The sequence below is a fragment of the Bradyrhizobium sp. USDA 4473 genome, assembly GCF_054063335.1.
On sequence record NZ_JBSSGE010000001.1, the window covers coordinates 176436 to 198192 of the forward strand.

At 64.8% G+C, this 21757-nt stretch carries 19 protein-coding genes; 4 read left to right on the top strand and 15 right to left on the bottom strand.

Features of this window, described 5'->3' with window-relative positions:
- Positions 1–346: 346 nt before the first annotated feature.
- Complete coding sequence (locus tag ACVW17_RS00810) at positions 347–1693, top strand: lipopolysaccharide biosynthesis protein (RefSeq protein ID WP_456750030.1); 1347 nt, start codon at positions 347–349, stop codon at positions 1691–1693.
- Between the two features lie 17 nt (positions 1694–1710).
- Here the strand turns inward: ACVW17_RS00810 and ACVW17_RS00815 are convergent, their stop codons facing one another.
- Positions 1711–1956, bottom strand: a complete 246-nt coding sequence (locus ACVW17_RS00815) for a hypothetical protein (RefSeq protein ID WP_456750031.1) — start codon at positions 1954–1956, stop codon at positions 1711–1713.
- 74 nt (positions 1957–2030) lie between these two features.
- On the opposite strand from ACVW17_RS00815, the gene ACVW17_RS00820 reads away from it, so the two are divergent.
- Together ACVW17_RS00820 and ACVW17_RS00825 are read left to right on the top strand one after the other, a co-directional pair.
- Positions 2031–3356 carry a glycosyltransferase family 4 protein gene (locus ACVW17_RS00820; protein ID WP_456750032.1) on the top strand — a complete coding sequence of 442 codons (1326 nt, stop codon included), beginning with the start codon at positions 2031–2033 and terminating at the stop codon, positions 3354–3356.
- A 12-nt stretch (positions 3357–3368) separates the two neighbouring features.
- Positions 3369–4928 (top strand): glucosamine inositolphosphorylceramide transferase family protein, encoded by a 1560-nt coding sequence (locus tag ACVW17_RS00825; RefSeq protein ID WP_456750033.1) that lies wholly within the window; start codon positions 3369–3371, stop codon positions 4926–4928.
- Between the two features lie 100 nt (positions 4929–5028).
- Here the strand turns inward: ACVW17_RS00825 and ACVW17_RS00830 are convergent, their stop codons facing one another.
- The 12 genes from ACVW17_RS00830 to ACVW17_RS00885 all read right to left on the bottom strand — a co-directional run bounded on the left by ACVW17_RS00830 (position 5029) and on the right by ACVW17_RS00885 (position 17507).
- Positions 5029–6231 (bottom strand): ABC transporter substrate-binding protein, encoded by a 1203-nt coding sequence (locus ACVW17_RS00830; protein ID WP_456750034.1) that lies wholly within the window; start codon positions 6229–6231, stop codon positions 5029–5031.
- A gap of 52 nt (positions 6232–6283) precedes the next feature.
- Entirely contained in the window at positions 6284–6985 is a 702-nt protein-coding gene (locus ACVW17_RS00835; protein WP_456750035.1) for an SDR family NAD(P)-dependent oxidoreductase, read from the bottom strand.
- Positions 6986–7018: 33 nt separating this feature from the next.
- Entirely contained in the window at positions 7019–7825 is an 807-nt protein-coding gene (locus ACVW17_RS00840) for a glutathione S-transferase (RefSeq protein ID WP_456750036.1), read from the bottom strand.
- A gap of 25 nt (positions 7826–7850) precedes the next feature.
- Positions 7851–9011 carry an iron-containing alcohol dehydrogenase gene (locus ACVW17_RS00845; RefSeq protein WP_456750037.1) on the bottom strand — a complete coding sequence of 387 codons (1161 nt, stop codon included), beginning with the start codon at positions 9009–9011 and terminating at the stop codon, positions 7851–7853.
- A gap of 40 nt (positions 9012–9051) precedes the next feature.
- A complete protein-coding gene (locus ACVW17_RS00850; RefSeq protein ID WP_456750038.1) occupies positions 9052–9825 on the bottom strand; it encodes an enoyl-CoA hydratase-related protein in 774 nt (257 codons plus the stop codon).
- 11 nt (positions 9826–9836) lie between these two features.
- The gene (locus tag ACVW17_RS00855; protein ID WP_456750039.1) at positions 9837–10847 is read right to left on the bottom strand and encodes an NAD(P)H-dependent flavin oxidoreductase; all 1011 of its coding nucleotides are present in this window, start codon (positions 10845–10847) and stop codon (positions 9837–9839) included.
- Positions 10848–10868: 21 nt separating this feature from the next.
- Positions 10869–12059, bottom strand: a complete 1191-nt coding sequence (locus ACVW17_RS00860; RefSeq protein WP_456750040.1) for an acetyl-CoA C-acyltransferase — start codon at positions 12057–12059, stop codon at positions 10869–10871.
- Positions 12060–12073: 14 nt separating this feature from the next.
- Positions 12074–13204 carry an acyl-CoA dehydrogenase family protein gene (locus ACVW17_RS00865; protein WP_456750041.1) on the bottom strand — a complete coding sequence of 377 codons (1131 nt, stop codon included), beginning with the start codon at positions 13202–13204 and terminating at the stop codon, positions 12074–12076.
- A gap of 77 nt (positions 13205–13281) precedes the next feature.
- Positions 13282–14463, bottom strand: a complete 1182-nt coding sequence (locus tag ACVW17_RS00870; protein ID WP_456750042.1) for an acyl-CoA dehydrogenase family protein — start codon at positions 14461–14463, stop codon at positions 13282–13284.
- 12 nt (positions 14464–14475) lie between these two features.
- On the bottom strand, positions 14476–15213 hold the full coding sequence (locus ACVW17_RS00875) for an SDR family oxidoreductase (protein ID WP_456750043.1): 738 nt from the start codon (positions 15211–15213) through the stop codon (positions 14476–14478).
- Positions 15214–15266: 53 nt separating this feature from the next.
- On the bottom strand, positions 15267–16751 hold the full coding sequence (locus ACVW17_RS00880) for a class I adenylate-forming enzyme family protein (protein WP_456750044.1): 1485 nt from the start codon (positions 16749–16751) through the stop codon (positions 15267–15269).
- 117 nt (positions 16752–16868) lie between these two features.
- Positions 16869–17507, bottom strand: coding sequence for a DsbA family protein (locus ACVW17_RS00885; RefSeq protein WP_456750045.1), 639 nt, complete (start codon positions 17505–17507; stop codon positions 16869–16871).
- A gap of 209 nt (positions 17508–17716) precedes the next feature.
- On the opposite strand from ACVW17_RS00885, the gene ACVW17_RS00890 reads away from it, so the two are divergent.
- Entirely contained in the window at positions 17717–18223 is a 507-nt protein-coding gene (locus ACVW17_RS00890; RefSeq protein ID WP_456750046.1) for a winged helix-turn-helix transcriptional regulator, read from the top strand.
- On the opposite strand, the gene ACVW17_RS00895 is transcribed toward ACVW17_RS00890, so the two are convergent.
- On the bottom strand, positions 18216–19256 hold the full coding sequence (locus ACVW17_RS00895) for an alpha/beta fold hydrolase (protein WP_456750047.1): 1041 nt from the start codon (positions 19254–19256) through the stop codon (positions 18216–18218). The two genes, ACVW17_RS00890 and ACVW17_RS00895, sit on opposite strands and share 8 nt — an antisense overlap.
- 102 nt (positions 19257–19358) lie before the next feature.
- Complete coding sequence (locus ACVW17_RS00900; RefSeq protein WP_456750048.1) at positions 19359–21680, bottom strand: molybdopterin guanine dinucleotide-containing S/N-oxide reductase; 2322 nt, start codon at positions 21678–21680, stop codon at positions 19359–19361.
- Positions 21681–21757 lie beyond the last annotated feature (77 nt).

Consider the following 21757-nt stretch of genomic DNA (forward strand, 5'->3'; position numbering starts at 1 on the left):
AAACTGATCCTTTGAGGCTCCGCAGCAGAATCGCGGGGCAATTGCAGGGCCGTGGAGCTTCGACGAATGCTTTTGCTGCACAAACCTGGCGTCGGCCGGCGCGATCCGTGCCGCTGGACCGAGCGCCGGAGAAAAAACCGATCTGCGCCGTTTGGAGACAGCGCGGTCAGCAGCGTTCCAGAATGGAGCAGTATCGTATCGGTCAGGTTCGCAGCTACCAGGTTCGCAGCTACGCGGCACCCGCAGACCAGCCGGAGGGAACGGAATTTTAGCAAGAAAACGTTAACACTCCTGACTTCACCGATTGCTACGGTCAACGGCCTGTCTGGATATTGAGAACTCTCTGGTGATTGCTTCCGTTCTCCAATTGTTGCGGCGCGACGTCACGCGCGGCGTTGCCGGGACCATCCTGCTCAAGGTTGGCAGCGGCGGACTTGCGTTCGCGTTGTTCTCGCTGGCCGCGCGGGCGATGACGCCCGACGCGTTTGGCAGCTTTGCGACCTTGCTCTCTGTCGCCCAGATCGCTTCGGTGGTGGGCCTGGTCGGCCAAGAGCTGCTTCTGGTTCGCTTCCTCAATGAATACGAGGTCCGCGGTCAGGCCGCGTTCACCAAGGGCGTGCTGCTGTCGAGCTTGAAGAACTCCGCGATCGGGATGCTGATTTCGATCGTGGCGATCGCAGCCGTAGCAAGCATTCGCGGCGAATGGTGGCTGCTGATCCTCTCGATCTCGGCGTTCACCGCCGTCAATGCCGGGCTGATGCTCGGCAGCCAGATCGCGCGATCCCTGGTCAGCATCCTGATGGGCGAAGGCAATCGGGAATTCTTCTGGCGCGTTGCCGTTGTCCTGGTCCTGATTGCGGCGCTGTTCGGTCACCGGCAGCTCACTCCAGCCGAACTGTTCGCCGCGATGACGGCAGCAATGGCCGTGGGACTGATCGTGCAGATCGTGTCGATCGTACGCGTGCTGCCGAACCTGCGTTCGGTCACGGCCCGCTTCGAGAGTTCACGCTGGAACCGGAGTGCGTTTCGCTTCTGGCTCGCATCCATTCTCGAAGCGGCAAACCAGTATTTCGACGTCATCCTGGTCTACTGGATGCTGGATCCGGCAACCGCTGGCATCTATTTCGCCGCTTCGCGCCTGGCGAACATCTTCGCGATGCTCTCGGCTGCGCTCTACACATTCGGCGCGCGTCGGCTTCCCTCGCTGTATTTCAGCAAGAATCACCGTGAGCTCGAGCATACGCTGAAGCTGATGGCCGAGGTCACCGCGCTCTGCGTTTTCAGCGGGCTCGTCATCGCCTGGGTTGGCGCTCCCTACCTTCTCGGCCTGTTCGGACCGCACTTCGCTGCGCAGCAGTGGGTGTTGATCGTGCTCGCAATCGGAACGGCGTTCCAGGCGGCAGGCGGGCCGTCGGCCGCGGTTCTTCAGTTGACGGGGCATGAGAGCGATTATGTTCCGGTCGTCGCTGCCAACGTGGCGTTGCGGCTGGTGGGATTTGTCGTGCTGATCCCCTGGCTCGGCGTGCTCGGTGCGGCGATCTCGGCGACAGTTTCCCTGGTGCTCGTGACCATCGCGCTCAATGTGCTGTGCCGCCGGCGGACCGGCGTCGACCCGTCCGTTCTGGTGCTGTCGCAACTGTCGTCGTCGAAGGCTGGCACCTACACGGTCCGCGTTGCGGATAGCAACGACTAGACTTCCCCAAACCGCCTTCAGCTTGCGAAGCCCAGGGCTTTGCCCTGAGGACCGCGAACGGCGGCATTGTCCACCACACGATTGACGACAAGCGCGGTGGGAACAGAACCAAACCTCGCCAGATCGGCCCGTGCCTTGCCGATCGCGGCCGCGTTGGCCGCGCCCTCGCGAGCCAGGATGACGAGATCGGCATGAGCCACCCGGTCCGAGGTAATATCTATGGTTAACCTGCGGTTACCCTCTCCCTGCGCGGCCGTAACCAATTAGTTAACGAGCCGGCTGTACTCTGTGTGTGAAACAATGGCTCTCGATTGCTGGCAATGTCTGATCGCACTAAATGAGCAGTAACCTCACCACGCGCTACTCGGTGCACGAGCACGCTTCGCGTGATAAATACGCGCGCAAAAATGGGGGAGACCAATCCGCTCCCTCGACGGGTGAGGAATCCGTGCTCCATTACACGCCAAGTACAGACCTGAGTCCGGAACTGAGCACAGACCTGCGCGAGGCATCGAGCGCATCGCGCGATCGGCCGAGCCAGAGCCAGCCGAAGCTGCGCGTTGTCCTGGTGCAGACCCAGGCCGAGAACGCCGGCGCGCAGGAGATATCCCGGCTGCTCGGTACTGGCCTCACCGCACGCGGCTATCACGTCACCAACCTGTTCTTCTTCCGCAAGTCGGATTCGTTCGATGAGCCGCCCAACACGTATTATTGCGCGCCGAGCCGTCCGGGAAACCCGGTGGCGCTGCTGCGCATGCTGTGGACGCTCGCCGGTCATCTCAGGAGCATCAGGCCCGACGCCGTCCTGACCTTTCAGCATTTCGGCAATGTGATCGGCGGCGGCGTATCGCGCCTGGTCAGCCGCGCTCCGGTCGTCGCCAACCAGGTTTCCTCAGCGCTGTCGATGAGCATGCCGGTGCGCGCCGCCGACATCATCATGGGCTCGACCGGCTTCTTCCAGTGCATCACGCTGAATTCGCGCGACATGGAGCGGGAATACGCCCGCTATCCCGCGCGCTATCGCTCGCGGATGCAGCACGTCCCGCATGGCTTCGACGACAAGTCGCACAGCCTGCCAAAGGATATTGCGCGGCAGCGGTTCGAGCTGCCGCCGGATCGTATCCTGCTCGGCTGCGCCGCGAGGTTGCATCCGCACAAGCGGCTCGATGCGGCCATTCGCCTGCTGGCTGCCGACCCGTCCTGGCACCTTGCCCTCGCCGGCCAGGGCGCGGATGGGGACCGGCTGCGCGCGCTGGCCGATGAACTTGATGTCTCGGACCGGCTGCACTTCATCGGTGAGATCCCGCCGCGCCAGATGGCCGATTTCCTGGCCTGCCTCGACGTCTTCGTCTTCCCCTCGCAGGCCGAGACCTTCGGTCTTGCGGCAGTGGAAGCCGCGAGCGCAGGCATTCCCTGCGTCGTCAACGATCTTCCCGTGCTGCGCGAGGTGCTGTCGTATCAGGGACAGCCTGCCGCTGTGTTCGTTGATGCCGCGAACGATGCCGAGTTTGCGGCTGCCGTGTCGAAAGTCCTGACCGACCGTTTGTTGAGCGACCAGCTGCGGCAAAGCGCCGTGGGCCTCAAGTCGCGCTATTCGTTGGATGCCATGATAGAGGAATACGTCCGCATTCTCGGCAATGCCGTGGGAGCTGATGCGCACTAGATTGGGCTGGCCATGATTATCGAGTTTCGCTGCGATCGTGAGCAGGCGCGGCTCTGGATGCGCCGAGAGTCGCTGCGCGTCAACGATCAGGATATTCCCGTTCAAATCGCCTGGATCACGACGGCGGTCCCGCGCCCTGCGGGCCTCGACGCATTGTTCGAGCTGGAGCGCATCGTTCTGCGCAAGGGCAAGGCCGGCGGCGCCGACAGGTTGAAGACGATCCCGGAGCGGCCGCGCGCAGGCAATCCCGACGTGGTGGTCGACTTCACTGCGGCCGAGCGCGATCCGAACTGCGCCGCCCGGCTCTACCTCCGTCCACGGTTCAACGGGCGCGCCGGAGAAGATGCCGCGCTCGCGGCCATTCTCGGCGGCGATCTGCCGGTGATCGAAATCGTCGACGAGCGCAACGGCACGGTCATGGACCGCGGCCATCCCTCGGCGGAAATCGCGGCCGGCCTGAGCGGCGGGCTGGAAACGGTGATGACCCGGACGCTATCGATGCTGCCGCCGATCCTGTCGGGCGCGCCGCGGCTGGTGCCGCAGTTGGCCGCTCCGACGACCGGCGGCACAGCGCCAAATCCCGCGCCCTTCGTCCTGCGGGGGGTGGCGACCTCGATCACAAAGGAAATCTATCGCCTCTGCTGCTACGCGCCGCACTGGCATGTCGGTTGGCGCTACGCCGAGAACGCGGATGTCTGGCGCACCGGCGATCTGTCGGGTCCGTCCTGGAATGTGCTCGGCGATCCCGGCAACCGCTTCTATGCGGATCCCTTCCCGGTGAAATGGCAGGGCCGGACCTTCGTCTTCTTCGAAGACCTCGAGCACCGGATCGGCAAGGGCATCATCTCCGCGGTCGAATTCGACGGCAACGGCCCGGTCGGCAAGCCGCTGCCCGTGCTGGAAGAGCCGTGGCATCTGTCCTACCCGTTCCTGATCGAGAGCGACGGCGAACTCTGGATGATCCCGGAGAGCACCGCGCATCGCGACGTTCCACTCTACAAGTGCATCCGCTTTCCGGACAAATGGGAACGGCACTCCACGCTGCTCTCCGGGCTCGAACTGGCTGACGTGACCATCACGCGGCACAACGGCCTGCACTACATGTTCGGCGCCTGGCGCGACGGCACCGGCGGATATTCCGACACGCTGGCGATCTACTACGCCGAGCATTTGTTCGGCCCCTGGCAGCCGCATGCGGCGAATCCGATCCTGATGGATCGCGCGACCACGCGGCCGGCCGGCAACTTCGCGACCGTCAATGGCAGGTTGTGGCGGCCGGTGCAGAACTGCAGCAACGGCTACGGCACGGCGCTCGGGCTTGCCGAAGTGCTCGAACTGTCGCCGACGACGTACCGGCAGGCCGTGCGACACCTGCTCAAGCCCGGGCCGTTGTGGACCGGACGCAAGCTGCACACGCTCAACCGCTGCGGCCAGCTCGAGGTGATCGACGGCTCGCGGGTTCAGCCGAAGACCGCGGCCTTGTTGGCCGGCCTGCGGTCGAGCGACAGCCGCCCGCCGCGATCGGATTGGCACAGCGCGCTGGCGAAACCGATCGCGCGACGGCTGCACTAGCGCATGATCCGGACCGGGAGGGTCGCGTTAGCGCAAAGTGCGAAGCGGGTTTCCGAAAAGATCACCCTCAAAAGAAGCTAGAGCGCTGCGCCGCACGCGCTCAGTTCGTGTCGGCGCTCAGCACGCCGCCGAACTGCTCCCATGAGCTTCCGGTCCAGCGCTGCAACTGCAACTGCGTGTACGCCATGCTGTTGTCGGGACCGGTGTTGACGGTGATGCCCGGCATCAAGGTCGGCAGCACCAACCCCTTGATGCTGCGCGCCTGCTTGACGATGTTCTCGCGCGACAAGTCGTCGCCGCATTGCTTCAGCACCTGCTCCAGGATCTGGCCCTGCTGGGTGCCGAACAGATAATTGCTGTCGCCGATATCGGCGCCCGGAAGATACTTCTCGAAATGGGCGCGATACCATTTGATGCCGGGATCGTCGGCCCACTTCTTGTCGTTCGGATCCTTCGCGATGGTCGCCACGACGACGCCCACTGCCTTGTCGGCTCCCGCCGGCACGATGGTGGCAGAGATCGAACTCGACACGTAGTTGACGATGGTGAGCGGCGACCAGCCGATCTCGTTCGCCTTCTTGATCGCCTGCGCCGCGAATTTCGGCGTGCCGGCGATCAGGAACGCCTGGGCGCCCGACGCCTTCAGCGTGACCACGCGGGATTCGATGGTGGGTTCGGTGACCTCATAGGGAGAGGTCACCACCTTGGTCTCGAAATCACCTTTCAGCACCTCCTTGAACGCGGCGACGAAATCGCGGCCGAGATCATCGTTCTGGTAGAGGATCGCGATCTTCGCATCGGGCGCCGTCCGCGCGATGTGCCTTGCGTAGATCTTGCCTTCGGTGTTGTAGCTCGGCAATCCGGTGGTGGTCAGCGGAAACTCGCTGAAGTTGGCGAATTTGGTGGCGCCGCTCACCACGAACAGATGCGGCACCTTCTTCGCGGTGACGTATTTAATGGTCGCCCCGACCCCGGGCGTGCCGAGCGGGCTGAACAGGAACGCCACCTCGTCACTCTCGATCAGCTTGCGGGTCTGCTCTACCGCCTTGGGCGGCGTATAGGCATCGTCATAGGTGATGAGGTTGATCTTGCGGCCATTGATGCCGCCCCGGTCATTGATGGAATGGACATAGGCGATCAGGCCCCTGCCGGTGTTGCTGAGCGGGGATGCCGGACCGCTGAACGGGAATGTCGCCCCGACCTTGATTTCCGACTCCGAAACCCCCAGCGATTCGGCGCGGACCGGAGCAGCGGCAAACGCCGCGAGCGCCGCAACGGACATGACAAATGTCTTCAACACCATCGAACTCCCCCTGAACGTTTATGAATTGAATTTTCGCTGGCGATCGTCGCACCTACCAGGCCTCGCCGAACGGCCTGATCTCGACATTGAACGACCACGCGCTGCGATCCTGATGGGCGACGTGCCAGACCTCGTCCGCGATCGCCCGGGGCTTGATGAAGAAATCGTCCGGCCGCTCCGGCCAGCGTTTCCGGGTCCACTCGAGATCGATCACCGCATCGATCACGAGATACGCGACGTGGACGCCCTGCGGTCCCAAATCGCGCGCCATCGCTTCGGCGAGAATGCGCTGCGCCGCCTTGGTCGGCGCGAACCCCGCGAAGCCGGCCTTGCCGCGCAACGCCGAGGTGTTGCCGGTGGCGACGATGGCGCCCTTGCCTGCGCCGATCATCGCCGGCGCAAAGCGTCGCGCCAGGTACAGCAGGCCCATCGTATTGACCTGGAAGTTGCGATTGAGAATTTCGGGATCGATCTCGCGGAACGTGCCGAACGCGCCGCCGACAGCGTTGTGGATCACGACGCCGGGGCTGCCGAGATCGCGTTCCACGGCAGACGCGACCGTCTCGACCTGCGCGGGATCGGACACATCGCAACGATAGGCCCTGGCGCCGGGTAGCTGCTGCGCGAGCGCAGCAAGACGCTCCTCGTTCCTGGCAAGCAGCGCGACGCGATAGCCGCCCTCTGCGAACCTCCGGGCGAGCGCCGATCCGGTGCCGGGACCGACACCGGATATCAGACAGACGGGCGCGGTCATGCGATCAGTCCTCCGCGTTGCGGCCAACGCCTGTCAGGCGGCGGCCTTCGACAGCAGCTTCTCGACGTAAGGCTTGAGCTCCGGTCTGAAATGCGCGTGGTCGACCAGCCGGGCAAAGTGCGCGAACGTCAGCGGATATTCATCCCGTACGCCCGGATGCAGGATTTTCCCCAAGCCTTGCTTGCCCAGTTGCTCGGTCCGCGCATGCTCATTCATGAACAACGCGAGCTCGGCGGCAAAGCAGATGTCGGCCATCGAAATTCCGTCACCGACCAGCGTCTCTCGCTGGGCCGACAGTGCCTGCTCGATCCCGGAGGCATAGATCGCGAACGCATCCTTCGCGCGCGCATGAATCGCCGCATCGACCGTGCCGCCCGACAGCGCCAGCAGATAGATCTGCGAGTCCCGCGCGAATACCAGGCTGACATCGAGAAAGCTGTCGATCCGCGACGCCTCATAGGCGTCATGCCCGTAGAGCGGAAACTTCGCTTCTCCAAGCCGCGCCACCGCGCGCATGATGCTGTTCGATTCGAAGATGCCGACCTTGCCGTCAGCGCCGAACGCCGCCGGCACGTTGCCGAACGGCTGCGTTGCCATGAACGCGTCGGTCTTGAACAGCTGCGCGCCGGTCAGCCCGACCCGGCCGGTCCGCGCCAGCGAGGCGAACTCGGCGCGCTCCTGCTCAGCCAGCGGACGGGCATCGTAATCCCATAACCAGTCGCGCAACTCCTTGCCGGATGCGCCCCTGACCTCGACGTCGACGCCGCAGAACCGCGCCGCGATGGTCGCCTTCCACACCCGCGGGTTCGGCAGATAAGAGAAGATGCGCAAGGCGGCCATGGTGGCTGCTCCGGGTGCTGCTGCGTCAGGCCGCCAGCTTCAGAATCTTCACGACGTCACCGGGCTCGCGGATCGGCTGCGGATTGGCACGGGTAAAGATCGACAGCATCGCATTCTTGCCGATCAGCTCGAAGCGGTCCTCGCCGACGCCGACATCGGCGAGCCGCCGCGGCAGGCCGAGCTCGGCGATGAACGCCGCGAACGCTTCGCCGGCGTCGCGGCCGGGCGCACCGAGCGCAGCGGCGATCGATTGCTGGGCCACTTCGGTCGCCGGGCGGTTGTAGCGCAGCACGCTCGGCATCATGACAGCCGTGCAGAAATAATGCGGCACGCCGCAGGTGCCGCCGAGCACGTGGCCGATGGCGTGGCTCGCGCCCATCGGCACCCGCGACTGCAATCCGAAGGCGGACAGCCAGGAGCCGAGCTGACAGCTCAGCCGCGCCGCCTCGTCGCCGGGATTTTCCTTGGTGCGCAGCAGGCCGTCGTACAGGTAGCTCAGCCCCTGCCGGCACACCGCATCGACCAGCACGTTGGGACGGCTCGAGCAGATCGCCTCGATGCCGTGATCCATCGCGCGCGTGCCGGAACCGAGCCAGAGCTTCTCCGGCGTGTACTTCGTGATCGCGGGGTCGAGGATGATGCTGCGCGGCATCATCATCGGATGGTTGAAGATCTGCTTCAGCTTGCGGCTGGTGTCGGTGACCAGCGCGCCGGAATTGTACTCGCCGCCCGAGAGCGTACTCGGGATCGCGATCATGCGGACTTTCGGGTTGCGGAACGATCCGAAGCGGCGATCCGGCGTGGTCTCGAAGCCGTCGAGCCCTGCGGGCGCGAAGATCTCGTGCTCGATGCACATCAAGACAATCTTCGCTGCATCGACCACCGAGCCGCCGCCGATCGCGACGACGAGGTCGGCCTTGGCCTCCGCTGCCTGCCGCGCGATCTGCGTCACGACGTCCCTGGTCGTGTGCTGCGGCACGCCGTCGAAGGTCGCCGCATGACGATCGCCGAGACCTTTGCGGATCTTCTCGATCTCGTCGGTCGTGGTGTTCAGCGTCCGGCTCACGATCAGATAGACGCGCTTTGCGCCCAGCCGTTCGGCCTCCTCGCGCAGCGCCTCGGCCGCCGGCTTGCCGTAGATCACGGTCTCCATGGTGGGGTATTGATGGCTGCCGGTGACGTGCATGCTTTCACTCCCTCGATGTATCCGTGACTGGCGCTGCCGGTCAGGCCGACAGCCTGGTGAAATCAGGCTGGCGGCGTTCGGCGAAGGCGGCAAAGGCCTCGCGCGCCTCGGGTGTCGTCAGACGTTCCTTGAACAGCGCACTCTCCGCGGCGATCTGCGCCGCGATGCGCTGCTGCTCGCGCATCAGCTGCTTGGTCAGGCTGAGCGAACCCGCAGGCCGCCTGGTCAGCGCGACTGCGGCGTCATGCGCTTTCTTGCGCAGCTCGGCCTGCGGCACCACGGCATTGGCGAGACCGGATGCCAGCGCGCCCGGTGCATCCATTGGCTCGCCGAGCGCGAACATCGCATAGGCGCGCGCGTGCCCGATCCGCAAGGGTAGCAGCCAACTCGATGCCGCCTCCGGCACCAGCGCCAGATTGACGAACGGCGTGATCAGCCGGGCATTCTCGGCGAGATAGACCAGGTCGCAATGTAGCAGCATGGTGGTGCCGACGCCGACCGCATTGCCCTGTACTGCTGCGACCAGCGGCTTGCCGACCTTGCTGATGGTCTCGATGAAGCGATGCGCCGGGCTGTCGACCGCGCTCTCGCCGCGCGCCTGGCTGGCGAAATCGGCGAGGTCGTTGCCCGCGGTGAAACTGTCGCCATCGCCCTGGAACAGGATCACGCGGACGGACGGATCGGCCTCGGCCTGCTTCAGCGCGTTCGACATCGCGTCATACATGGCGCCGGTCAACGCGTTCTTCTTCTCGGGCCGCCGCAAGGTCAGCGTCATGACGCCGGCGGCGATTTCGATTTGAACATGCTCGGTCATGGCAATCTCCCTTAAGCGACCGCGCGGGCCGGCCTGGTCTCGAACTTGCCATCGAGGAAGCCGGTCAGCCGCTGCCGGATGATCGCTTCGGCCTCGGTCATGATGCGGTCGATCAGCTCCTTGACCGTCGGGATGTCGTGGATCAGGCCGACCACCATGCCGCAGCTCCAGGCGCCGGCATCCATATCGCCCTCGATCATCACCTTCGGGTAGACGCCGGCGACCTGCTCGTGGATGTCCTCGATCTTGAGCTTGGCGCCCTTCTCGCGCTCGATCTCGAGCAGCTCGTCGACGCCCTTGTTCTTCAGCACCCGCTCGGTGTTGCGCAGCGCGCGCATGACCAGACGGGTATCAAGCTCGTCGGCATCGAGCAGCGCCTGCTTCACGTTGGGATGGACCGGCGCTTCCTTGGTCGCGATGAAGCGCGTTCCCATGTTCATGCCGGACGCGCCCATCGACAGCGCGGCGACGAGGCTGCGCGCATCCGCCATGCCGCCCGAGGCGACGAACGGGATTGTCAGCTCGTCCGCCGCGCGCGGCAGCAGGATCATGTTCGGAATGTCATCCTCGCCGGGATGGCCGCCGCACTCGAAGCCGTCGACGCTGACCGCGTCGCAGCCGATCTTCTCGGCCTTCAGCGAATGCCGCACCGAGGTGCATTTGTGGATCACCTTGATGCCGGCCGCCTTCAGCGCCGGCATGTACTGCTCCGGGCTGCGGCCCGCGGTCTCCACCGCCTTGACGCCGCCCTCGCGGATCGCGGCGATATATTCGGGATAGGGCGGCGCAGTGAAGCTCGGCAGGAAGGTGAGGTTGACGCCAATCGGCTTGTCGGTCATGTCGCGGCAGCGCGCGATCTCCTTGGCCAGCAGCTCCGGCGTCCGCTGGGTCAGGCCGGTGATGATGCCGAGGCCGCCGGCATTGGACACTGCGGCGGCCATCTCGGCAAAGCCGACATAATGCATGCCACCCTGGATGATCGGATGCTGGATGCCGAACAGTTCAGTGATTGCTGTCTTCACAAGTCTCTCCCGCGTTTCCGATCAGTGGATGATTTCGAACAGTCCGGCCGCGCCCATGCCGCCGCCGATGCACATGGTCACCACGCCATATTTCGCCTTGCGCCGCCGGCCCTCGATCAGCAGGTGGCCGGTCAGCCGCGCGCCCGTCATGCCGTAGGGATGGCCGATCGCGATCGAGCCGCCATTGACGTTGAGCTTCTCAGGATCGATGCCGAGCTTGTCGCGGCAATAGATCACCTGCACCGCGTAGGCTTCGTTGAGCTCCCAGAGATCGATGTCGTCGATCCTGAGATTGTGCCGCTTTAGCAGCCGCGGGATCGCTGCAACCGGGCCGACGCCCATCTCGTCAGGCTCGACGCCGGCGGCGACGAAGCCACGGAAGATGCCGAGCGGCTTCAGCCCCTTCTGCGCGGCGAGCCGGTCGCTCATGATCACGCAGGCCGAGGCGCCGTCCGAGAGCTGGCTGGCATTGCCGGCGCTGATGGTCTTGCCTTCGAACACCGGCTTGATCTTGGCAAGGCCCTCCGCCGTGGTGTCGGGCCGCGGGCCTTCATCCTTCCCCAAGGTCACCTGCTGGAAGCTAACCTCCTTGGTGTCCTTGTTGACCACGGCCATCTTGGTCGTGATCGGCACGATCTCGTCGTTGAAGCGGCCGCCCTGCAGCGCGGCGCCGACGCGGCGCTGGCACTCCAGGCTGTACTCGTCCTGCTGGTCGCGGCCGATCCCGTAACGCTCGGCGACGACTTCGGCCGTCTCCAGCATCGACATGTACATCTCGGGCTTCATCGCCATCAGCTCGTCGTCGACGGCATGGAACCGGTTCATGTGCTCGTTCTGCACCAGGCTGATCGACTCGATGCCTCCGCCGATCGCGATCTCGACGCCGTCAAGCATCACCGAACGTGCGGCGACCGCGATCGCCTGAAGCCCGGAGGCGCATTGCCGGTCGATGGTGGTGCCGGCAACCGTGACGGGAAGCCCGGCGCGGATCGCGCCCTTGCGCGCGACGTTCATCACCATGGTGCCCTGCTGCATGGCGCAGCCCATCACCACGTCCTCGACCTCCCCGGGCGCAATGCCGGCGCGCTTCACCGCCTCGGCCATCACATGGCCCGCCAGGGTCGGGCCGTCGGTGTTGTTGAGCGCGCCGCGATAGGCCTTGCCGACGCCGGTGCGCGCGGTGGAAACGATGACTGCATCTGACGATGACATGCTTGCCTCTCTGATTAGGCGGCCACATCGAGCTGCGCATAACGCAGCACGTGATAGGCCGGATCGCCGAACTGGATGTTGATGGAGGAAATCCGCTTGAAGTAGTGACCGACATTGAGCTCATCGGTCATGCCCATGCCGCCATGCAGCTGCACCGCCTGATCAGCCACGAACTTGCCGGCATAGCCGATCTTGGATTTTGCACCCGACGCCAGCCGGGAGACGCCGGCGTCTCGCTCGCTGAGGCTGAGCGACAAATGCTGCATCAGCGACAGCGCCTCCTGATGCGCGATGAACATGTCGACCATCCGGTGTTGCAGCACCTGGAAGCTGCCGATCGTGACGCCGAACTGCTTGCGTGTCTTGGAGTAGTCCAGGGTTGCGGCGTTCAGCTCGCCGATCGCGCCGACCGCCTCGGCGCAGAGCGCGCCGATCGCGCGGTTGCGGCAGGCCTCAAGCGCGACGACGCCCTCGCCTTCCCTGCCGAGCAATTCCGCGCGCACCCCGCGCAGGCCGATCTCGGCGGCCCGGCGGCCATCGATGGTCTTGAAGCTCTGCAAATCGAGATTGGCAGCGCGGCGATCGACCACGAACAGGCTGACGCCGCCGCGATCGTGCCGATGGCCCGAAGTACGGGCGGAGACGATCAGGTAATCCGCCCAGGGCGCGGCCAGCACCGCCGTCTTCTCGCCGGTCAACACGTAGCCGTCGCCATCTGGGCGCGCCGTCGTGGTGACGGTGGCGAGATCGAACCGCGAGCCCTTCTCGGTCCAGGCCAGCGCCCAGAGCTTTTCCCCCGCGATGATGTCGGCGATGAACGCCTGCTTCTGCGCCTCGGAGCCAAGCTGCTCGATCAAGCCACCGGCAACGACCACCGTCTCGACGAACGGCTCCACGACAAGATGCCGGCCGAACTCCTGCATGATGATCATGGTCGACAGCGGCCCACCGCCGAGCCCGCCGGCCGCTTCCGAGAACGGCGCGGCGAGCAGGCCGAGCTCGGCGAATTCGGCCCATTGCTTGCGACCAATACCGTCCTCGCTCGCGACGATCTTGCGGCGGGCCTCGAAATCATATTGATCCCGCAGCAGCCGCTGCACGCTGGATCGCAACAATTCCTGCTCTTCCGTGAACTGGATATCCATCCGATCCTCGTTGCCAACTAGTTATTGTTTGAGCATGATCTTTCGGAAAACCGCTTCACACTTTTCCGGATCATGCTCTAGAGACCAAGCACCGCCTTGGCGATGATGTTGCGCTGAATCTCGTTCGATCCGCCGTAGATCGAGAGCTTGCGCGAGTTGAGATACTTCTCCGAGGCGGTGTGGCCGTAATCCGGACCCGGCATGAAGTGATTGGCGCTGGCCGGCTGCTCGCGGATCGCAAGCCCGTAATTGCCGATCGCCCGATGCGTCAGCTCGGTGATGTTCTGGAATATCTCGGTGCCGCGGATCTTGAACAGCGAGGCCGCAGGTCCCGGATCGATGCCGCGCGCCATCTGAGCGACGACGCGCAACTCGGTCGCCTCCAGCGCCAGCACATCGAGCTCGACACGCGCAATGTCCCTGATAAATTCCAGATGCGCCGGATCGTCTTCCGGGATCTCGGCCTTGACGATCTTCTTCAAGCGTTCGATATAGCGCGTCGAGCGGCCGATCCCGGCCATGCTAGTGCGCTCATTGCCGAGCAGGAACTTGGCGTAGGTCCAGCCCTTGTTCTCCTCGCCGATCAAATTCTCGGCGGGAACGCGGACGTTCTCGAGAAAAACGTCGTTGACCTCGTGCGAGCCGTCGATGGTGATGATCGGGCGCACGGTGACGCCCGGCGATTTCATGTCGATCAGCAGGAACGAGATGCCGGATTGCGGCTTCGCGGTGGGATCGGTGCGGACCAGGCAGAAAATCCAGTCGGCATGCTGCGCCAGCGTGGTCCAGGTCTTGTGGCCGTTGACGATGTAGTGGTCGCCATCGCGTACCGCCTTGGTGCGGACGGTGGCGAGGTCGGAGCCGGAGCCCGGCTCCGAATAACCCTGGCACCACCAGTCCTCGCCGGACAGGATACGCGGCAAGAACCTCTGCTTCTGCGCGTCGTTGCCGAAGGTGTAGATGACGGGACCGACCATGGTGACGCTGAACGCCAGCGGCGGCATCGTGCCCGCACGCGTCGTCTCCTGCTCGAAGATGAAGCGGCGGGTGATCGACCAGCCCGGTCCGCCATATTCCTTCGGCCAGAGCGGCGCGATCCACCCCTTGTTGTGCAGGATGCGATGCCACAGCAGCGTCTGCTCCTTGGAGAGGTCGGTCTCCGGATTGGCGACGCGCATCTCCGCCGGATAATTGTCCTTGATGAAGGCGCGGACCTCGTCGCGAAACGCCGCATCGTCAGGGGATAGCGCGAGCTCCATCTGCCGTGCTCCCTACCACTTCTCGCCGAAGGGCCGGATTTCCAGCTCGAAGGTCCAGGCGCTCTTCGGCTGCTGGTAGAGCTGCCAATAGGCGCCGGCGACCGAGGCCGGCGGCATCAGCAGATCGGGATTGTCGAGCGCATTCGGGCCGAGCGCCTCGAGGCGGCGCTGCCGCACCCATTCGGTGTCGACGCCGGAATCGATGATCAGATGCGCGACATGGATGTTTTTCGGACCGAGCTCGCGCGCCATCGCCTGCGCCACCGCGCGCAGACCGAACTTGGCGCTGGCGAAGGCGGTATAGCCGCTGCCGCCGCGCAGCGACGCGGTGGCGCCGGTGAAGAAGATGTTGCCCTCGCCGCGCGCCGTCATCAGCCGCGCCGCCTCGCGTCCGGCCAGGAAGCCGGAGTAGCAGGCCATCTCCCAGACCTTGCGGAACACCCGTTCGGTGGTTTCCAGAATCGGGAAATTGACGTTGGCGCCGATGTTGAAGATGCAGACCTCGAGCGGCGCATGCTTGTCGGCGTCGTTGAGGAACGCGGTGATCTCCTCCTCCTTGCGCGCATCGAGCGAACGCGCATGGATCTCGCCGCCGGCGGCCTCGATCTCCTTGACCAGCGGCGCGAGCTTGTCGCCGTTGCGGCGGCCGGCGAAGATCGTAAAACCTTCCGCGGCAAACTTCCTGGCGATCTCGCCGCCGATGAAATCACCGGCACCAATGACGGCAACCGTCCTGTTTCTCTTCTGCATGGTGTTCTCCGGTGGTTTGTCTGTGTGAACTGATCAGCGGCGACGCGGCAGCTTCAGCTGCGCAACGATTCCGCAAGCTTGTGCTTCAGGAGCTTGCCCGTCGATGTGGCGGGCAGCGCATCCATCAGGATAATCTCCGACGGGCGCTTGTACGAGGTCAGTTGCGGGGCAACATGGGCCATCAGGTCCTCCGCGGTGACGGTCGAGCCCTTGATCAGCTGCACAAAGGCGACGACCTCCTCGTTGCCCTCGACCGGCCGGCCGACCACGGCGCATTGCACCACGGCGTCATGGGTGCTCAGCACCGCCTCGATCTCGGCCGGATAGACGTTGAAGCCGGAGCGGATGATCATCTCCTTGGTCCGCCCGACGATATAGAGTGCGTCATTCTCGAAACGGGCCAGATCACCGGTGTTGAACCAGCCGTCGGGATCGATCGCCTTGGCGGTGAGATCGGGGGCACGGTAGTAGCCGCGCATCACGTTGGGGCCGCGAACATGCAGCTCGCCGACTTCGCCCGGCGCAACCGGCTTGAGGTCGCGGCCGACCAGCTTTGCCTCGAGGCCCGGCATCACGGTGCCGACTGCGTGGTCCGCCCGCGGATTGTCGGGCCTGACGCCGGATATGCCCGGCGAGCATTCGGTGATGCCGTAGCCATTGAGCAGCGGCAGGCCGAGCTCCTGCTCGACGCGGGATTTGAGCTCAAGATCGAGCGGCGCGCCGGCCACCGAGATCACCCGCAACCGGCCGCGATCGAGCCTCGGCAGGCCGGCGTTGCGGCGGTATTCCAGCAGACGCTGATAGGTCGCGGGCACGCCGTTCAGGATCGTGATGCCCTCCTCGGTCATCGCCTTGACCAGCGCGGCCGGATCGTATTTCGCGACCAGCCGCACGGTGGCGCCGACCATCAAGGTCATCGTCAGCAGCGAGATGCCGACGATGTGCGAAATCGGCAGCACGCAATACTGCACGTCGTCAGCCGCCATCTTGCGGAACGCCGCGGTGGCTCGCGCGCTGAACAGCAAATTGCGGTGCGTCAACATCACGCCCTTGGGCGTGCCCGTAGTGCCGGACGTGTAGATCAGAACCGCGACCTGGCTTGCGCCGTCGGATTCGACCGGCTCGGCCACGGTTGCCAGATTGAGACTGGTGACGGCGACGCCCCGCAGCGGGCCGACATCCTGGATAGCGGCCTCATAACGCGCGGCGTGTGTGGCGGCTTCCTGCGAAACGTCGGCAGTCAACAACACGCGGCGGGCGCCGCTGTGATCCCTGATCTGATCCAGCTCGCGCGGCGACAGCCGCGGATTGACCACGATCGACCAAACATCGAGCCGGCTCGCCGCCAGCAGCAGGCAGGCGAGCGGGATCGAGTTCTCGCTCACGATCATCATGCGGTCGCCAGCGCGGATTCCCAGCGCCTGCAGGGCTCCGGCGACGCGATCGACCGCCTGATCGAGCTCGCGATAGGTCAGCCGCATCTTGTCGTCGATCAGCGCCGGATGGTCCGGCGTCGCCACCACGTGGTGACTGATCACCTCATGGATCCGGTTGGGCAAGCCTTGCACACTTCCTTCCGTCACTTGCGTCAACGCCTGCACTGAAACCTCCCTGTCGCTGCCCTCTGGGGCTTGTTGTGTTGAGGAATTTTCCGCTCAGGCGGTCTTGCGCCGCTCCGTCGCCAGCTGCGCGACGATCTCTTCCTCGAGTTCGCGCACCTTGTCCTTGCCGAAGAAGATCTCGTTCCCGACAAAGAACGTCGGCGAACCAAACGAGCCGCGCGCGACCGCATCGCTGGTGTTGTCGATCAGCTTCTTCTTGACGTCGTCCTGCTGGGCGCGAGCGATGAGGCGATCGATGTCGAGACCCGAGGACAGGAAGGCTTCGCGGAACACCTGCGGGTCGTCCATCTTCTTGGGCTCGACCCACATGTGGTGATAGGCCGCGCGGAAATACCGCTCGAACACGCCCTCGAACTGTGCGGCCACCGCGCCGCGCATCAGCGCCAGTGTGTTCACCGGGAAGAACGGGTTCATAGTGAATTTCGTGATGTTATGGCGGCGCAGGAAGCGCTCGGTCTCGAGGGCGTTGTATTCCGGCTTGTTCTTGATGCCGCGCAGCGACTCGCCGGGCGACATGTTGCCGGTCGCCTTGTAGACGCCGCCGAGCAGCACCGGAACGTAGTCGAACTTCACGCCGGTACGCTTCTCGACGGCGGGCAGCGCGAGTTCGGCGAGATAGGCGTTCGGACTTCCGAAATCGAAGTGGAATTCGACCTTCAGCGGAGCTGCCATGGAACGCCCTTCCCTTCGATTGGCATCGGCCGTCTGCCCCGGCCGGATTGATCGTCGCCCGGACCTTAAGTTCTATTTTAGAACTGTCAATATGATATTTGTCATTCAATAGCCGATCTGGTGCTGTTTGCCGCGCATCCTATTGAGATTGCGTAAGTTCTGTTTTAGAATTTGATTTGCGATGTCGTCGCAGACCGCAGGAGACGCCGATGAAATGGGATGCCCTTGAAGAAGAGCCGTGCTCGCTGGCTCGTACCGTGGCCGTGATCGGCGACCGCTGGAGCCTCTTGATCCTGCGCGAGTGCTTCCTGCGCATCCGCAGGTTCGATGAGTTCCAGGCATCGCTCGGCATCACCCGGCATCTGCTCGCCGACCGGCTGAAGAAGCTGGTACGGTTCGGCGTGCTGCGCAAGATTCCCTATCAGGAGGCGCCGAAGCGCTACGAATACATCCTGACGCAGAAGGGGCTCGACCTCTATCCGATCATCATGTCGATCGTGCACTGGGGCAACATCCACATGGTCGATGCGCGCGGCCGGCCGTTGCTGCACGAACACAAGAGCTGCGGCAAGATGTTCGATCCCGTGATGGTCTGTTCGGAATGCGGCGAGCCGCTGAGCGCGAAGCACGTCCATGTGCACCCGGGCCCCGGCGCCCGGCGGTCGTCGCCGGTGCACGCCAGCGCGCGGGAACGCACCAAGCGCGCCGCTACTTGACCAGCATCGCGCCGGTTTCCGGATGCTGCAACCAGCCGAGCAGCGCGTCGTGGAAGCGCGCCGGGGCCTGGATCTGCGGCGAATGGCCGAGGTCGGGGAATTCGATCAGTTGCGCATGCGGAATCCGCTTTACGGCTTCCTTGCCCAGCACCGGATAATTGCCGAGCGTCTTGCGAATCTCGGGCGGCGCGGTGTCCTTGCCGATCGCGGTGGTGTCCTTGTCGCCGACGAACAGCAGCGTCGGCGGCTTGATCTGCTCGAATTCGTAGAACACCGGCTGGGTCGCGATCATGTCGTAGAGCCGCGCCGAGCTCGATGCCACGGCGGCGCGGCCCTCGCCGCGATACATGCCGGCGAGCATCTGCACCCAGGTCTCGTAGGAGGCATCCCAGGTGTCGGCATAGTAAGTCGCGCGCTCATAGGCGCGGATGCTGTCGGCGGTGACGCGGGTCTCGCGCTGCATCCAGCCGTCGAGGCTGAGCCACGGCACGCCCTTGGCCTTCCAGTCTTCCAGCCCGATCGGATCGACCAGCACCAGGCGGTCGGTGGCCTCCGGATACATCAGCGCGTAGCGCATCGCGAGCATCCCGCCGGTCGAGTGGCCGACCATGATCGCATGCTCGATGCCGAGCGAAGCCAGCAATGCGCGGCTGTTGCCGGCGAGCTGCTGGAAGGTGAACTGATAGCGTTCCGGCTTAGAGGATTTGCAGAAGCCGATCTGGTCCAGCGCGATCACCCGATAGCCGGCGCCGCTGAGCGCCTTGATGGTGCCGTCCCAGGTCGCGGCACAAAAATTCTTGCCGTGCAGCAGCACCGCGGTCTGGCCGTTCGGCGTCGCCGGCTTGACGTCGAGATAGGCCATGTCGAGCTGCTGGCCCTGCGAGCTGAAGCGGTAATGCTCGACCGGATAGGGATAGTCAAAACCCTGCAACTCCGGTCCATAGGCCGGCTCGGCGGCCGATTGCGCCAGCGCGCTGCAAGAACCGAGCGCGACGGTCGCGGCGACGGCAAGAAACAGGGTTTTGAAGTGCATCTCGGAATGTCCAACAATCAGCAGCGGTCTCGTGATGCCGTAGCCGAACGCGTGGGCGCCATCCAGCGCCAACAGATGATTTGTTCGTGATCGCGCTGTGAATCAAGCCGGATCGAACGCCCGGATCGGCGGCAGATTGCCGTTGAAACGCTCGACCTCGACCGTCGTCAGCTGGCCGGTGCAGCCCTGCGCGAAAGATGACGTGCCGATGTCGCGCGTCAGCACGTTGGGATTTCCGTGCACACACAGCGGCGCCTCGTCCTCGGGATCCATCGGGTCGTACCAGGCGCCGGTCGGCAGCTGCACCACGCCGGGCGCGATGTGGTCGGTGACATGCACCGCGGCAAGGCAGGCGCCGCGCGAATTGAAGATGCGGATGATGTCGCCGTCGGCAATGCCGCGCGGCTTGGCGTCGCGCGGGTTCATGCGCGCGACCTCGCGGCCGCGATGCTTGGCGTCGAGCGAGTGGCCGCCGAAATCGAGCTGGCTGTGCAGGCGCGTCACCGGCTGGTTGGCGACCAGGAAACACGGCGAGTCTGATGTCGGCGTGTCTGATTTCGCGAGCCAGACCGGATGACCCGGACAATCCGCATCGCCGTGGTCAGCGATCTTCTGCGAGAAGATCTCGATCCGCCCGCTCGGCGTCGGCAACGGCCGCGCGACCGGGTCTTCGCGGAAGCGGCGCAGCGAGCCGCCGTCGTCGGGCTGTTGCGGCACCACCAGGCTGCCCCGCGCCCAGAATTCATCAAAGCTCGGCGCCTCGAGCCCGCGCGCGGCGAGCGCCTTGCGCGTCGGCTCGTAGAGATGTTCCAGCCACTCGCGCGACGTGCGGCCCTCGGTGAAGGGCTCGCGGGCCCCGAGCCGCTCGGCGAGATCGGCGAAGATCTCGTAGTCGTCGCGCGCAAGCCCGAACGGCTCGGCAATCCGGTGCATCGCGACCATCAGGGGATCGTTGGTGGAATAGCCGATGTCCTCGCGCTCCAGCGTCATGGTGGAGGGCAGCACGATGTCGGCGTGACGCGCGGTGGCGGTCCAGGCGAGCTCGTGCACGACAAGCGTGTCGAGCCGCGCAAACGCCTTGCGCAGGCGGTTGAGGTCCTGGTGATGGTGGAACGGATTGCCGCCGGCCCAGTAGACCAGCCGGATATCCGGATAGGTCCGTGTCTCGCCATTGTAGCGATAGGCGGTGCCGGGATTGAGCAGCATGTCGGCGATACGCGCCACCGGAATGAAGTCGGCGACGCCGTTGCGGCCCTGCCCCAGCGTCGGTCCCGGCACTGCATTGACTCTGCGCCCGTAATAGCCGATCGCGCCGAGCGAATAGGCGTAGCCGCCGCCGGACAGACCGATCTGGCCGAGCGCTGCTGCCAGCACCATGCCCATCCACACCGGCTGCTCGCCATGCTCGGCGCGCTGCAACGAATGCGACACGGTGATCAGGGCGCGCCGCCCGGCGAGCCGCCGCGCCAGCGCCGTGATCGTGCCGGCATCGATGCCGCAGATCGAAGCGGCCCAATCGGCGCTCTTGGGCACCCCATCGCTCTCGCCGGTGAGATAGCGCAGGAACACCGGCCAGCCCTCGGTGTAGCGATCGAGGAAGGCCTGATCATGCAGGTCTTCCCTGACCAGGGTATGGACGATGCCGAGCATCAGCGCGGTGTCGGTACCGGGCACCGCCGTCAGCCATTCGGCGCCGGCCTCGATGGGGAGATCGTCACGCAGCGGGCTGACCAGCACGAACTGGCAGCCGCGGCGGTGCGCCGCTTCCATCGCGCCGCGCTCGACATGCTTGCTGATCGAGCCGCCGGCCACCATCGAGTTCTTCAGCGCCATGCCGCCGAATGCCAGCACGATGTCGGTCTCTGAGGCGATCTGCTCCCAGGTGACGTTGCGCTTGGTGATGTCCTCATAGCCGGTGAGGATCTGCGGCAGCAGCACCGAGGACGCGCCGGAGGAATAGGTGTTCACCGAACGCACATAGCCGCCCATCGCGATGTTGAGGAAGCGATGCACCTGGCTCTGCGCGTGATGGAAGCGGCCCGCGCTCGACCAGCCATAGGAGCCGCCGAACACCGCGCCGGGGCCGATCGTGTCGCGGATCCGCGCCAGTTCGCCGCCGAGCAGATCGAGGGCCTTGTCCCAGCTGACCGAGACGAACTCGTCGCGGCCGCGGCGGTCGTCGGGCCCGGGGCCGCGCTCCAGCCAGCCGCGGCGGATCGCAGGCTTCGCGATACGGGCCTGATGGCGCAGCGCGCCGGGGAAATTGTTGATGATGCCGTTCGGATCGGGATCGCCGCCATAGGGCCGCACCTCGAGACCGGCCTTACCCAAACGTGCCGAGAACACGCCCCAATGCGAGGTGTGCGGCTTGAAGCCATCGGACAGATCGAGGGCTGGATCGGGGAAGCCAATGGTCTCAGACATTCAGCAGCGTCCTTCGAAAGCGGGCAGCGAGCCCCATCATCAAGATGTCGCCAGTATAACGATCCACATCCCGATGT

Coding starts and splice junctions, on each gene's coding strand:
- ACVW17_RS00820 (WP_456750032.1), top strand. CDS start 2,031: ATGAGCAGTAACCTCACCACGCGCTACTCGGTGCACGAGCACGCTTCG.
- ACVW17_RS00825 (WP_456750033.1), top strand. CDS start 3,369: ATGATTATCGAGTTTCGCTGCGATCGTGAGCAGGCGCGGCTCTGGATG.
- ACVW17_RS00830 (WP_456750034.1), bottom strand. CDS start 6,231: ATGGTGTTGAAGACATTTGTCATGTCCGTTGCGGCGCTCGCGGCGTTT.
- ACVW17_RS00835 (WP_456750035.1), bottom strand. CDS start 6,985: ATGACCGCGCCCGTCTGTCTGATATCCGGTGTCGGTCCCGGCACCGGA.
- ACVW17_RS00840 (WP_456750036.1), bottom strand. CDS start 7,825: ATGGCCGCCTTGCGCATCTTCTCTTATCTGCCGAACCCGCGGGTGTGG.
- ACVW17_RS00845 (WP_456750037.1), bottom strand. CDS start 9,011: ATGCACGTCACCGGCAGCCATCAATACCCCACCATGGAGACCGTGATC.
- ACVW17_RS00850 (WP_456750038.1), bottom strand. CDS start 9,825: ATGACCGAGCATGTTCAAATCGAAATCGCCGCCGGCGTCATGACGCTG.
- ACVW17_RS00860 (WP_456750040.1), bottom strand. CDS start 12,059: ATGTCATCGTCAGATGCAGTCATCGTTTCCACCGCGCGCACCGGCGTC.
- ACVW17_RS00865 (WP_456750041.1), bottom strand. CDS start 13,204: ATGGATATCCAGTTCACGGAAGAGCAGGAATTGTTGCGATCCAGCGTG.
- ACVW17_RS00870 (WP_456750042.1), bottom strand. CDS start 14,463: ATGGAGCTCGCGCTATCCCCTGACGATGCGGCGTTTCGCGACGAGGTC.
- ACVW17_RS00875 (WP_456750043.1), bottom strand. CDS start 15,213: ATGCAGAAGAGAAACAGGACGGTTGCCGTCATTGGTGCCGGTGATTTC.
- ACVW17_RS00885 (WP_456750045.1), bottom strand. CDS start 17,507: ATGGCAGCTCCGCTGAAGGTCGAATTCCACTTCGATTTCGGAAGTCCG.
- ACVW17_RS00890 (WP_456750046.1), top strand. CDS start 17,717: ATGAAATGGGATGCCCTTGAAGAAGAGCCGTGCTCGCTGGCTCGTACC.
- ACVW17_RS00895 (WP_456750047.1), bottom strand. CDS start 19,256: ATGCACTTCAAAACCCTGTTTCTTGCCGTCGCCGCGACCGTCGCGCTC.
- ACVW17_RS00900 (WP_456750048.1), bottom strand. CDS start 21,680: ATGTCTGAGACCATTGGCTTCCCCGATCCAGCCCTCGATCTGTCCGAT.